Origin of the sequence: Bartonella sp. SD1336NMGDW, from assembly GCF_042193565.1 — a bacterium.
In the GTDB taxonomy this organism is placed as follows: Bacteria; Pseudomonadota; Alphaproteobacteria; order Rhizobiales; family Rhizobiaceae; genus Bartonella; species Bartonella grahamii.
Window position 1 is genome coordinate 410,095 of record NZ_JBHILW010000001.1, and the last position, 13,797, is coordinate 423,891.

Here is a 13,797-nt window from a genome sequence, read left to right on the forward strand (position 1 = left end):
CTCCTCTACAACAAATTATATAAAAAAGGCAAAGCTATGAGTAAACAAGCTAAAGATGAAGCCTCTCTCGACAACAACTTCTTGCATGAAGATGATACTGTTATTCCCTTTCAAGTCGAAGAACTTGATATCCGTGGACGTGCCGTACAACTTGGGGAAACTTTAAATTCTATTCTTAACAGACATCAATACCCTGAACCGGTTTCTTATCTTCTAGCAGAAGCTTTACTTTTAACTGTTCTGCTTGGAACTTCTCTAAAGCTTACGGGAAAATTTATTTTACAAACTCATTCCGATGGACCGGTTAATATGTTGGTATGCGATTTTTCGCCTCCTTCCAGTTTACGTGGATACGCTCGTTTTGATAAAGAACAGCTTAAACAAGCCATAGACAATAATCAAATCTCTTCAGAAACCCTTTTAGGGAAAGGCACTTTAGCCTTCACAATTGATCAAGGTCCCCATATGCAACCCTATCAAGGGATAGTTGCATTAGATGGATCAAATTTACAAGAAGCTTCTCGTATTTATTTTGATCAATCAGAACAAATTCCTACCGATATCCGTTTGGCTGTTGCTATATTAATTAATCGTGACCAACAAGGAAAAACGCAGAAAAGCTGGCGAGCTGGAGGTATTTTGATCCAACTTTTACCTCAAGAATCCTCTCATCATAAAATAGATGTCTCTCATCAAAAGCGAGAAGAAACGAAAACCCACACCCAATTGGATAACCAATGGCAGGAAGCTAAAATACTCATGGCAACGATTGAAAGTTCAGAATTAACAGATCCCCAAGTTGGTAGTAAACAGCTCTTGTTCCGTCTTTTTCATGAACAAGGTGTTAGAGTTTTTAATCCTTTTTCTCTTGTCGATCAATGTTCTTGTTCACACGAAAAAATTAAAGGAATCCTAGAAGGATTTTCTATTGATGAACGCAATAAAATGGTTAAAAATAAATATATTTCAGTCACATGTGAATTTTGCTCAAAAACGTATTGTTTTACACCACAAGAATTTTTAGAAGAAAAAACATAATCAAATATTTTTCATAAAAAATGATGATTGCAACAAAAGCCTATTTTATTTGCGTTATAAAAGTTTACCCATAAGCTCATATAAACTTCTAGAATATTTCTTGTCTTAGAGTTTTTTAATGTATACGAGTGATCTTTCTGTTGAAATCAGTAATCACGTCACAGAGTGCTTAAAAAAGAGTTCTCTGTAAAATATATTTTCTCCTCTCGAAAAAGCTTCTTGTTTATTTTTTTCATCTCAAAAGCCTATTTCTTACAATGAATTCTTTTATAATATTCATTGATAGATTGATCATGTACTCATAACTTATCTTTTCTGTTAAATGAGATTTTTTGATTATAGTCATATTTGCTTACTCGAATTTATCTTATTAAGAGTCAAAAAAGCTTATTAGTTATAATCATAAGATAAATTATCGAAAGAATAAGAATGTATAGACTCAATATGGAATTTATGGAGTCTATTACGAACAGATAGTATAATGGGAATAAATATACCAATAACGCTGCGAAGGAATGGATTTGTTATTTTATAAAGATGAAAATAGTGGTGAAGTCCCCTCATAACAATGTGCATTTCAGATAAAAAAGCGGAGACAGAACACTATATGATTTTGAAAATAATAGTTGGTTTCTTTCACTAATCTAACGATGTTTCTATAACAATATTGTTTTGTCCAAATAATCAAAAATAAAGCTCCCAAACAGATATTTAATCGCTAAAAAAATGAAAACTACTTAAATTTTTGTCATACTTGGGAGGTTTGCTCTACAGATATTTCTTTGCACATGTTTTTGAATCAACAATGGTAATGCTCTTGTCAAATTTTCCTAAGAAGAATGAGGATCCATATAAATAAAATAGCATACATAGCATGATAAAACGTTATGTTTTTACAAACCTGCATTATTATATTTTTCAACTTAAAATATTGCCAATTATTTTCACGTTTAGACAATTCATAAAAGGTATTTTTAGTCTTTATCTTAAATGTTTTTTTGATTCAACATATAGAAATTTTAAAAATCTCATAGTATAGGGCATTTTCATTTAATAGATAAAAATGGTAAATTATTATTTATAAATCAATATGTTGATATTTTATTTTTCTTCTGTCATGAGCGCTTGTTCAATTTTTGGTAGAATTTTTTTTTGATAAATTTTCCATGTTAAGGGACCAACATGTTTGACAATAATGATGCTCTCTTTATTCAAGAGAAAGGTTTCTGGGGGTCCATATATTCCCCAATCAATGGCTGTATATCCTGAAACATCAAAGCCAATAAATTTAAAAGGATTACCAAAATTGTTTAAAAAGCGCAGGGCGTTTGTTTTGTTATCTTTATAATTAATACCAATCAGATCAAAACGTTTATCTTGTGCAATTTTCATAAGAATAGGATGCTCTTCGCGGCATGGCAAACACCAAGAGCCCCAAAAGTTAACCAATGTGACACGTCCTTTAAACTGTTTTGAATTGAGATAACTTTCTTTATCAAGAAGAGGAAGATGAATATTGGGAGCAGATTTTTCAGCTAATGCGTTTGGGAGAAGAGAAGAATCTTGAAGGTATTTTTTATCCATAAAGTTGAAAAAAAACACCATGAGAAGAAGAAAAAGCACAAATGGTCCAAAAAAAACAAGCAGAACAGGCAAAGATATATTTTTTTTAAGTTTTGGAGGGATGTTTTTCATTATACTTTTCTTTTTGTGGCAGCTCTTTTTTGTTTAGCTGTTGGAGAATTTTTTTTTGGTATAGGGCTTTACAAAGAATATATCCAATAAGACATAAGAGGGATATTGCAGAAAGCACATAGCTTAAAACAACAATTTGCTCGTGTTTAAGGGTGCTAAGGAAAAAATCAATTTTCTGAGATAGATTTCCTAAAAGTCCGCCCTGGATGCCATTTAGGTCGAGCATGATGAAGAGTCCTGTTGTTGTGCACGGCGGGATTTTTTAATCTGAAGTATTCGGATATAATGACTATTGATTTCATTTCGCATAGCCATCAAATAGAGCGCAATAAACATAAAGATGAAACAAAATAGCATTGTTATAAGAGGCCATAACATAGCATTGTCGATTGTTGATCCTCCAGCACGTAACAATGATGCTGGCTGATGCAATGTATTCCACCAATTAACGGAAAATTTAATAACAGGGATATTAACAAATCCAACAAGTGTAAGAATTGCAGTAGCGCGAGCACCTTTTACTTGGTTTTCAAAAGCACGTCCGAGCAGGATAATGGAAAGATAGATAAAAAGCAGAATTAAAACTGATGTTAAACGTGCATCCCAGACCCACCATGTTCCCCATGTAGGTCGCCCCCAAAGTGCTCCTGTCATGAGAGCCAAGGCGGTAAAAATTGCCCCAATAGGCGCCCCACATTTAAGGGCCACATCAGCAAGATGATATTTCCAAATCAGATTTCCTAATGCTGCTGCACTCATCGTTACATAACAGAATGTAGACAACCACGCAAAGGGTACATGAAGGTACATAATCTTAACAGTAATGCCTTGTTGATAGTCATCAGGGGAATGCATCACCAGAATAAGCCCTAAAATAAGGAAACACAATGTTATACCGGCCAACCAAGGTAAGACGACACTGCTTATTTTCATAAAAAGGATAAAACTTTCAGGGAGTGACCTGATTTTATATGGACGAGATAGTTCATTCATGAAATTCATAATAGGCAGAGTTTTTCAATGCGGCAATCATCTTTTATTATTCTGATAAAAGTTTAAGCGTTATCGCAGCAACAAAAGAGCCAAAGAGACTCAAAAGAAGTGAAAAAGCGCTGAGAAGAGCCAAGGACGTGAGAAAAGAAATATTTGGATTTATTGGGGCTGTAGCAGTCGAAACACCAAAAATCATAATTGGAATGATCCACGGCAAGATAATGATAAAAATAAGCAGAGTACTGTGCAACAATGAGGTTGCGAGTGCAGCACCTATGGCGCCAATAAAAATAATGGCTGGTGTTCCGCATAAAAGGGTAAGTATTGTTGTAAAAGTTATTGCTACATCTAAATGGAGCATGAGGGCTAAAATAGGTGTAGCAAAAATAAGAGGAAGCATTGTTCCTACCCAATGGGCAAGACATTTGGTAAAGACAATTAGTGTAAAACTTTGTCTTTTTCCTGAAAGGATAAATTGGTCGAGATTACCATCATCGCGATCGATTTGGAAAAGTTTGTTCAGATTGAGGAGTCCTGCAAGAAGGGCTCCAAACCACAATATACCAGGCCCTATTTGTGCAAGAATTTTGGGATCTGGTCCAATGGCAAAGGGGGTTATGACAACAAAAGCGATAAAAAACAATAGTCCTGTTAGTGAAGAGGCTTGTGGCGCTAATAATAGTTTAAGGTCACGCCAGAACAGTGCTTTCATTTTATTTTCTCCTAGAGAGGTAAAAATTTTTCCAGAGCGATTTTATGGTTTTCTGGAATACCTAGGGAATTATGAGTTGCAGCGATAATCATACCACCTTGATTGAGATGACGCTGGAAAATACGAGCAAGGAGTTTTTGAGCATGGTTATCAAGCCCAGATATTGGTTCATCTAAAATCCAAAGAGGACGATAGGAGAGCAAAAGGCGAGCAATAGCTACGCGTCTTTGTTGTCCAGTTGATAGAGCTTTAAAGGGTAAATGTTCAAGGTTAGAAAGACCAATATCGGCAAGAACCTCATGCACAAAGCGTAAATGTTGACCGTAAAAATCTGCCCAAAATTGCAAATTGTCAATGACAGATAAGAGAGGTTTCATAGCATTTTGAGGACCAAGATAATGACACGCAGTTGCAACAGGGTATATTTGATCATGGTCTTTAAGTATTATATGACCTTCAGCAGCTTCAAGAAGACCGACAATGATTCGGAGTAATGTAGACTTTCCGATACCATTAGGACCGGTGATTGTCATCAGTTGCTGTGAAAATAAACAAAAAGAAAGACCTTTAAACAGAATTTCCTCGTTTCTGTAAGCGGCTAAATCTTTGCCTGATAACACCATGTGATTACCTATTTTGTTTTTATTTTCATATTCTTTATTGCATTATAGAATAAAAAACACATTTTTTGTGCAATTGTACCTAGAATAGTTCTAGAAATAGTTCTATAAGGGATACCTTACATCAATATCTGGTGTAAAATGGTTTCTGGCGCTGATTTCCGCATTTGCCTATGAGAGGTGGAGGGGGAAATGGATAGCGGAGGTGATAGCGTCTGCGCTCAAGCTGCGACCTTGAATCGTAGTTTGTGTTGTTCATTCCTGGAAATTGGGTGGTTATAGTATGAGGGTGGACAGTCATGACTCAAATTGATAGCTTTAATTGTCGCAGAGTATTAAATGTTGGTGGCAAAGAATATACTTATTATAGCTTGATCGAAGCGGAGAAGAATGGGCTTGAAGGTGTTTCTCGTTTACCGTTTTCGATGAAAGTTATTCTCGAAAATTTATTGCGATTTGAAGATGGTCGCACAGTTAAAAAAGAGGATGTCCTCAATGTTGCTAAGTGGTTAAACGACAAAGGGAGCGCTGGGGCAGAAATTGCTTACCGTCCTGCACGTGTTCTTATGCAGGATTTTACAGGTGTTCCAGCAGTTGTTGATCTTTCTGCAATGCGTGATGCTATGGTTAAACTTGGCGGTAACGCTGAAAAAATCAATCCTCTCATTCCCGTTGATCTCATCATTGATCACTCAGTTATTGTTGATGCTTTTGGCAATTCCATGGCTTTTAAGGAAAACGTTGAGCATGAATATGAACGCAATGGTGAACGCTATCGTTTCCTTAAATGGGGGCAGCAAGCCTTTCAAAATTTTCGCGTTGTTCCTCCAGGAACAGGGATTTGTCATCAGGTTAACCTAGAATATTTAGCACAATGTGTATGGATGAAGAATGAAGAGGGCTGTGAGACGATTTATCCTGACACCTGTGTGGGAACTGATTCGCATACGACTATGGTGAATGGTTTAGGGGTTTTAGGTTGGGGTGTTGGTGGTATTGAAGCAGAAGCAGCAATGTTAGGTCAACCTGTTTCTATGTTGTTACCTGAAGTGATTGGTTTTCGTCTAACAGGTAAACTTAAAGAAGGTGTAACAGCCACCGATCTCGTATTGACGGTGACTCAAATGCTACGCCGGAAGGGTGTTGTCGGTAAATTTGTTGAGTTTTTTGGTCCTGGTTTGGAGCAGATGACGCTTGCTGATCGGGCAACGATTGGAAATATGGCACCTGAATATGGAGCGACGTGTGGTTTTTTCCCAATTGATAAGGAGACAGTGCGTTATCTCAATATGACAGGGCGTGATGAAAATCGGATTGCCTTAGTAGAAGCTTACACCAAAGCACAAGGGATGTGGCATGACGAAATGGTGGCTCATCCCATTTTTAGTGATACAATTGAATTGGATATGGGAACTGTTGTTCCTTCTATGGCTGGTCCTAAACGTCCTGAAGGACGTATTGCATTGGAAAACGTTGGGCAGGGTTTTGAGAAGGCATTGGTCGAAGACTATAAGAAGACTTCTGAACAAGATAAGCGTTATCAGGTCGAGGGTGAAGAATATACGCTTGGTCACGGTGATGTGGTGATCGCTGCGATTACGTCGTGTACGAATACATCGAATCCAAGTGTTCTTATTGCAGCGGGTCTTTTGGCACGAAATGCTGTGGCAAAAGGTCTCAAGAGCAAGCCATGGGTAAAAACTTCTCTTGCACCTGGTTCACAAGTTGTTGAAGCTTACCTTCAAAATTCGGGTCTGCAAAAAGATTTAGATGCATTAGGATTTAACTTAGTAGGATTTGGGTGCACAACATGTATTGGGAATTCTGGTCCTTTGCATCCAGCTATTTCCAAAACGATTAATGACAATGGTATAGTTGCATCTGCAGTTCTTTCAGGAAATCGTAATTTTGAAGGGCGTGTTTCCCCTGATGTGCAAGCGAATTATTTAGCTTCACCACCGTTAGTTGTTGCACATGCGCTCATCGGGACGGTGTGTAAAGATTTAACCAAGGAACCTCTTGGTGAAGATTCAAATGGCCACCCCATTTATTTGAGAGATATTTGGCCAACTTCTCAAGAAATACAGGAATTCATCGAAAAAAATGTCACGCGTAAGGTTTTTGCTGAAAAGTATGCAGATGTTTTTAAGGGAGATGAAAATTGGCAAAAAGTTCAGATTCCTACGGGTTCTACCTATTCTTGGGATGAGCAATCCACCTATGTACGCAATCCACCTTATTTCGATGATATGCAGAAAACACCTGATATCTTACCAGATATTAAAGATGCACGGATTTTAGGTTTATTTGGTGATAAAATCACGACGGATCATATTTCTCCTGCTGGTTCTATTAAAGCAGCTTCTCCTGCCGGAAAATATTTAATGGATCATGGTGTTAAAGTGGCTGATTTTAATCAGTATGGAACGCGTCGTGGGAATCACGAAGTTATGGTGCGTGGGACCTTTGCCAATATTCGCATTCGTAATTTCATGTTGGGAGAAAATGGTCGAGAAGGAGGTTATACGGTTCATTATCCGTCAGCGGTAGAACAAGCCATTTACGATGCGGCAATGGCGTATAAACAAGAAGGTACTCCACTCGTTGTTTTTGCTGGTATTGAATATGGCAATGGATCATCGCGCGATTGGGCAGCCAAAGGCACCAATCTTCTTGGTATAAAAGCAGTGATTGTACAGTCTTTTGAAAGGATTCATCGCTCTAATCTTGTTGGTATGGGCATTGTTCCCTTTGTCTTTGAGGAGGGTGTAAGTTGGACATCTTTAGGCTTAAAGGGAGATGAAAAGGTGACAATTGAAGGAATTCATAACTTGAAACCTCGTCAAAAGACAGTAGCGAAAATTACTTTTTCTGATGGTACGATAAAAACCGCTCCGTTATTATGCCGTATTGATACTGAAGATGAGCTAGATTATTTGCATCATGGGGGGATTTTGCAATATGTCTTGCGTAAGTTGGCCGTTTAAATTCTTTTATTTGTTAAGGAATGTCTATTATTAAGCTATAAAGCTGCGGATCAAAGAGTTTGGCTTCGTTTTTTTATGACTATCTTTGAAAATCTAATTGACGTTAGCTTTGGGATTGCGCTATAAGCCACACAGTTATAGGCAGCTTTATAGTTTTGCTTGGGTTGAATTTATTTATATTGGTAGAGTTGTTCTTTAGACTCATTTTACCAAGGTGTTGAAAGAGAGATTATATTTATGGCGAATACACCTTCTGCTCGAAAAGCGGTGCGCAAGGTTGCGGCGCGCACACAGGTTAATAGGGCCCGCCGTTCGCGCGTTCGTACCTTTATACGTAAGTTTGATGATGCTTTAGCGGGTGGTGATAAGGCATCTGCAGAGATTGCATTTAAGAATTTTGAGCCTGAAATTATGCGTGCGGTTTCTAAAGGAGTTTTTCATAAAAATGCTGCTGCGAGGAAAGTATCGCGTTTAGCTAAACGTTTGAAGGCTCTCAGCGTTTAAGCTTTTTCTCCTTTATTGAGAATCAAGCCAGTATCCATGAGGATGCTGGCTTTTTGTTTATTATTTCAAAAAGTTTCTATCGAAAATAAGAATCGATAATGATTCTCCTCTTGAAAAAGGAGAGAAAGTTTATAGGAGGGGTATGGTTATCCACAAGCTTTGTGGATTTTTACAGAGTCTTTTTTGTCAAGCATTTTATTTTTTTTTTTAAATCTGAAGAGATTCTTTAATTGTTGGTAAATTTAGAGAAAAAAAATGAATTGAATCAATATTTTTTTCATTCCTCATTGATACAAGCATTTTTTTCGGGTTTTTTGATTTTATTTTGACCTCTTGCATTTTACCTCTGCTGTTTTGTATGGTTCTTATGAAGACTAAAAAGCATGAAGGGGTCACACCAGCACATTGTTCTGTATTTTGTTGAGTACAAGATGTTTTGACTTAGGCTTTTTGAAGCTTTTGTGCTGGGGAGGTTTTCTGACGATTTTTTAGTTTTCTGAATAGATATGTTTACCATTTTAGAAGGGTGGGTCATATCATGAGTGCAAGTAAATCTTATTGGTCATCTTTGTTAGTGGGGTTGTGATGAGGCTATCCTAGGGGAGGGTGAGTAATCTTATTTGGGGTAGGGCGTTTTGCCTTCGCTAGATTTATTTTAGCTGTTTGGCAGGACAGAATTTTATTTTTATCAGGATGAAAGATGGTGGATAAATTGAACTCTAAAGCTAGTTCCTTTAAAAGGGTTTCGGTGAATATCCTGTCGGCAGAGAACATAATAAAGAATAGGATGACAGAGAGTGATGAGGACGTTTGTAGAAATGCTTCTATAGGGCATTCTATTGTTTCAGAGGAGGAAAGTGCGGCGGCTTTTATACGTGTTATGGCGCAATTAAAGGTGCAGGTTGGTGTTGAGGCTTATACCAGTTGGTTTGGACGTGTGAAGCTTGCTGAATATAGCCATACTCTTGTAAAGCTTTCTGTTCCTACAGCTTTTTTACGTTCATGGATTAATAATCACTATGGTTCTCTTTTGACTCATTTATGGAAACAAGAGAATTCAGCAATTCTTCGTGTTGAAGTTATTGTTCGTGGTATGGAACGCGTTTCAAGAGACGTCGTTTGTAAAAGAAGTGTTCCTTCTGCTGTGCTAGAGGAGCAAGCGACTTCATCTTTTGTTGAAAGTTGTGCAGAGCATTCAGTTAAGAGTTCTCAAACGGGAGTTTTTGGATCTCCACTTGATTCTCGCTATACTTTTGAAAGTTTTGTTGAGGGGGCTTCTAATCGTGTTGCTTTAGCAGCTGCGCGTTCAATTGCGGAGGGGCATAAAAGTGCTTTGCGTTTTAATCCTCTTTTTATTCACGCATCTGTTGGTTTAGGAAAAACACATTTGCTTCAAGCAATTGCTGCTTCTGCATTGAAGCGTTTAACGTCTGCGCGTGTTATTTATTTAACTGCTGAATATTTTATGTGGCGTTTTGCAACAGCTATTCGTGATAATGATGCTCTTTCTTTTAAAGAGCAGCTTCGTGATATCGACCTTTTGATTATTGATGATATGCAGTTTTTGCAGGGTAAGTCGATACAACATGAGTTTTGCCATTTGCTTAATATGTTGCTTGATAGTGCAAAACAAGTTGTTGTCGCTGCAGATCGTCCGCCAGCAGAATTAGAATCGCTTGATCTTCGCGTTCGTTCTCGTCTTCAGGGAGGGGTAGCTCTTGAAATTGAAGCACCAGATTATGAAATGCGTTTGCAAATGTTGCGCCAGCGGTTGAAGGTGGCACAACAAGATGATGGCATGGTATCAATTTCTGATGATATCTTGGAATATATTGCGAAAACGGTTTTAGGGTCGGGGCGTGATATTGAAGGTGCATTTAATCAGCTCTTGTTTCGCCAATCTTTTGAGTCTGATTTATCTTTAGAGCGGATTGATGAGTTATTAGGTCACTTGACACGTCCTGGTGAACCTAAGCGTATTCGGATTGAAGAAATTCAGCGTACGGTAGCACGTCATTATAATGTTTCTAAACAGGACTTGTTATCTAATCGTCGAACACGTACGGTTGTGAAGCCACGGCAAGTTGCAATGTATTTAGCAAAAGTATTAACTCCTCGCTCGTTGCCAGAAATTGGGCGTCGTTTTGGTGGACGTGATCATACAACAGTTTTACACGCTGTGCGTAAAATTGAAGATTTGGTTTGTGGTGATCAGACCTTGGCTAAGGAACTTGAATTGCTTAAGCGTTTGATTGGAGAACAGGCTGTATAGTGTTTATCGTTTCTTTCTTTGGAGAAACTTTAAAGAATTTAATGAAAAGATTTATTTTCTTCTTATGCAGGAGTGACTTGCCATTTTAAGAGAGGTTTAATAAAGTCTAGCAGGCGATTCTTTGAAGAGGATCTATTTTAATGCTAAGGAATTCTTATAGTTTTTAGTAAATCATACGGGGCTTTTATGCGTATTACAGTTGATCGCAGTCAATTTCTCAAGTCTCTTGGTCGGGTTCACCGTGTGGTAGAGCGCCGTAATACTGTTCCTATTTTATCGAATGTGCTGATTGATGCAGAAAATGGTCGTGTGCAGTTAAAAGCAACAGACCTTGATTTAGAGGTTACGGAATCTTTTGCAGTTAATGTTAAACAAGCTGGAGCAACAACTGTTCCAGCATATTTGCTCTATGATATCATTCGAAAACTTCCTGATAGCAATGAAGTTGTCTTATCCGTCGATGAGAATCAAGCAGGCACAATGTCTGTTGTTTCGGGTTGTGCACATTTTCAGCTTCAATGTCTTCCGAAGGCAGATTTTCCAGAGTCGCTTCCTGGGCAGTTTGGTTATCGTTTTTCTCTATCGGCATCAAGCTTAAAACATTTACTTGATTGTACGCAATTTGCTATTTCTACTGAAGAAACCCGTTATTATCTTAATGGTATTTATTTACATGTTATTAATGATGGTGTTTTGAAATTGCGTTTGGTTGCAACTGATGGTCATCGTTTGGCACAAGTTGAGATGGAAGCTCCTTCAGGAGTTGAGGGAATGCCCGGTGTTATTGTTCCCCGTAAAGCTGTAGGAGAATTGCAAAAACTTCTTTCAGAAGAAAATGATAGCGATGTATGTATAGAGCTTTCAGAGACAAAGATTCGTTTTTCTGTAGGTTCTGTGATTTTTACATCAAAATTAATTGATGGAACATTTCCGGATTATCAACGTGTTATTCCTCTTGGAAATGATAAAGAATTAATTGTTAATAGGCAGGACTTTTCTTCTGCAGTTGATCGTGTTTCAACGATTTCAAGTGATCGGGGGCGTGCAGTTAAATTAACGATTGAGCATGGACAGTTAAGGCTTGTTGTTAATAGCCCAGATTCGGGCAGTGCAGAAGATCAATTATCAGTAACTTATGCATCTGAACCGCTTGAGATAGGATTTAATTCACGTTATCTTTTGGATATTGCTGGGCAGCTTTCAAGTGACGAGATGGTTTTTATGTTGGCTGAGGCTGGAGCACCAGCTCTGATTCGTGATAATGATGATGCGGATGTGCTCTATGTACTGATGCCTATTCGCGTTTAGGGGCAATTGTTTTGCAATGTATGGCCAGTCATGTGCACAAAGTGGCAGTGAGGCAGCTGAAGCTTTTACGTTATCGCAATTATCCTTTTTTCAATATTCATTTTTCTGGTCAGCATGTGGTTTTTACCGGCCATAACGGTGCTGGTAAGACGAATCTTTTAGAGGCGTTATCTTTTCTTTCTCCTGGTCGTGGTTTGCGGCGTGCTGCTTATTCTGACGTTAGCTTTGTAGATGGTGGCGGTGGAGGATTTGTTGTATTTGCGCGTCTTGAATGCGCTCTTTATGGCGAAGTAAAGATTGGTACAGCTTTGGAGGTTAGCGATAACAGTCGAAAAGTCCATATTAATGGTGTGAATGAGTCGGGTGATTGCCTAACAGATTATTGTCATATTAGTGTCCTAACACCGTCTATGGATGGTCTTTTTACAGGTCCTTCGCTTGAGCGCCGTAGTTTTTTGGATCGTATGGTTTTGGCGATTGATCCCTTGCATAGGCGCCGCATAGCCGATTATGATAGAGCTATGCGCGCACGTAATCGTTTATTTTTAGATGGAAATGAAGATTGTGCTTGGTTTGATGCTTTAGAAAAGCAGATGGCAGAACTGGCGACAGCTATTTCTGCGGCGCGTGTTGATGTTATTCGTCTTTTAAATGATATGTTTACACAAATGCCATCACAGATACCTTTTCCACGAGCTTTTTTGCAAATTGATGGTTTTTTGGAAACAGCTCTTAGTGAAATATCAGCAATTGAAGTTGAAGAGCAATTTTGTGATCGATTACGGCATAATCGCGCAATGGACCGTGCTGCTGGTCGGACGTTAGAAGGACCACATCGCGCAGATTTGCAGGTTTTTTATGCTGATAAAAATATAGAAGCAACATCGTGTTCAACAGGTGAACAAAAAGCGCTGCTGACAGGTTTAGTTTTGTGTCATGCTCGTCTAACAGGTATGATGTCGGAAAAAGCCCCCATTCTTCTTCTTGATGAAATGGCTGCTCATCTTGATTCGCACCGACGTGCTGCTTTATTTGATATTCTTGATGATTTAGCTGTACAAACATTTATGACAGGAACAGATCGTCTTTTATTTGATGACTTAAAAGGACGCGCAGAATTCTTTGAGATTAAGGATGGGGCTTTATTGTCGTAAAAACATGCTAAATATTATTTTTAATAAGTGATAGGTCTAAAAGAAAAGGCATGCTATGTCTGAGATGATAACGATTTTAAATGGTCCTAATTTAAATTTTCTAGGTCAACGTGAGCCAGAAATTTATGGAACTGAGACTCTGGAAGATATTGAAAAAAGATGCAGAGAATGGGCAAAAAAAAATGATATCATAATAAATTTTTATCAAAGTAATTGTGAAGGGCAGTTGGTAGCATGGATACAAGAAGCAATAGAGGCAAGTTCTGGATTGATTATTAACCCAGCCGCTTACAGTCACACATCTGTTGCACTTCTTGATGCCCTAAAAATGTTTTCAGGGCCAAAAGTAGAAGTTCATTTATCTCATATTTACCAGCGTGAAGCTTTTCGTCACTACTCTTATACATCTGCAGGTGTAGACGCTATCATAACTGGGTGTGGAGGTGATGGATATTGGTTTGCACTTGAATATATTGCAAAACAATTAAGCAAAACAATTAAATTGTGATAGGTA

12 protein-coding genes are annotated in these 13,797 nt (G+C 38.1%); 7 read left to right on the forward strand and 5 right to left on the reverse strand.

Annotated elements, in window-relative coordinates:
* Positions 1-36 precede the first annotated feature (36 nt).
* Positions 37-1,038, forward strand: coding sequence for an Hsp33 family molecular chaperone (locus ACFIKH_RS01680; RefSeq protein ID WP_375626247.1), 1,002 nt, complete (start codon positions 37-39; stop codon positions 1,036-1,038).
* A gap of 1,101 nt (positions 1,039-2,139) precedes the next feature.
* Here ACFIKH_RS01680 and ACFIKH_RS01685 read toward each other — a convergent pair.
* Genes ACFIKH_RS01685 through ccmA form a run of 5 tightly spaced genes read right to left on the reverse strand, consistent with a single transcriptional unit; the run spans position 2,140 to position 5,061 of the window.
* A complete protein-coding gene (locus tag ACFIKH_RS01685; RefSeq protein WP_375625433.1) occupies positions 2,140-2,733 on the reverse strand; it encodes a DsbE family thiol:disulfide interchange protein in 594 nt (197 codons plus the stop codon).
* Positions 2,708-2,959, reverse strand: coding sequence for a hypothetical protein (locus ACFIKH_RS01690; RefSeq protein ID WP_375625432.1), 252 nt, complete (start codon positions 2,957-2,959; stop codon positions 2,708-2,710). Before ACFIKH_RS01690 ends, ACFIKH_RS01685 begins: the two co-directional genes overlap by 26 nt.
* A complete protein-coding gene (locus ACFIKH_RS01695; protein WP_375626251.1) occupies positions 2,947-3,726 on the reverse strand; it encodes a heme ABC transporter permease in 780 nt (259 codons plus the stop codon). Before ACFIKH_RS01695 ends, ACFIKH_RS01690 begins: the two co-directional genes overlap by 13 nt.
* Positions 3,727-3,772: 46 nt before the next feature.
* Positions 3,773-4,438, reverse strand: a complete 666-nt coding sequence (ccmB, locus tag ACFIKH_RS01700; protein ID WP_375625430.1) for a heme exporter protein CcmB — start codon at positions 4,436-4,438, stop codon at positions 3,773-3,775.
* Between the two features lie 11 nt (positions 4,439-4,449).
* Positions 4,450-5,061, reverse strand: a complete 612-nt coding sequence (gene ccmA, locus ACFIKH_RS01705; protein ID WP_375625429.1) for a heme ABC exporter ATP-binding protein CcmA — start codon at positions 5,059-5,061, stop codon at positions 4,450-4,452.
* A gap of 296 nt (positions 5,062-5,357) precedes the next feature.
* Between ccmA and acnA the strand changes: the two genes are divergently transcribed.
* The 6 genes from acnA (at position 5,358) to aroQ (ending at position 13,791) form a co-directional block, all read left to right on the forward strand.
* Positions 5,358-8,045: an aconitate hydratase AcnA gene (gene acnA, locus ACFIKH_RS01710; protein ID WP_375670829.1), complete on the forward strand. Its 2,688-nt coding sequence runs from the start codon at positions 5,358-5,360 to the stop codon at positions 8,043-8,045.
* 237 nt (positions 8,046-8,282) lie between these two features.
* On the forward strand, positions 8,283-8,549 hold the full coding sequence (rpsT, locus tag ACFIKH_RS01715) for a 30S ribosomal protein S20 (protein ID WP_012754537.1): 267 nt from the start codon (positions 8,283-8,285) through the stop codon (positions 8,547-8,549).
* A gap of 700 nt (positions 8,550-9,249) precedes the next feature.
* Positions 9,250-10,821, forward strand: a complete 1,572-nt coding sequence (gene dnaA, locus ACFIKH_RS01720) for a chromosomal replication initiator protein DnaA (protein ID WP_375648581.1) — start codon at positions 9,250-9,252, stop codon at positions 10,819-10,821.
* A gap of 186 nt (positions 10,822-11,007) precedes the next feature.
* On the forward strand, positions 11,008-12,129 hold the full coding sequence (gene dnaN / locus ACFIKH_RS01725) for a DNA polymerase III subunit beta (RefSeq protein ID WP_375651634.1): 1,122 nt from the start codon (positions 11,008-11,010) through the stop codon (positions 12,127-12,129).
* 20 nt (positions 12,130-12,149) lie between these two features.
* Positions 12,150-13,283, forward strand: a complete 1,134-nt coding sequence (recF, locus tag ACFIKH_RS01730; RefSeq protein ID WP_375625424.1) for a DNA replication/repair protein RecF — start codon at positions 12,150-12,152, stop codon at positions 13,281-13,283.
* Between the two features lie 55 nt (positions 13,284-13,338).
* Positions 13,339-13,791 (forward strand): type II 3-dehydroquinate dehydratase, encoded by a 453-nt coding sequence (gene aroQ / locus ACFIKH_RS01735; RefSeq protein ID WP_375625423.1) that lies wholly within the window; start codon positions 13,339-13,341, stop codon positions 13,789-13,791.
* The last annotated feature ends 6 nt before the right edge of the window (positions 13,792-13,797 follow it).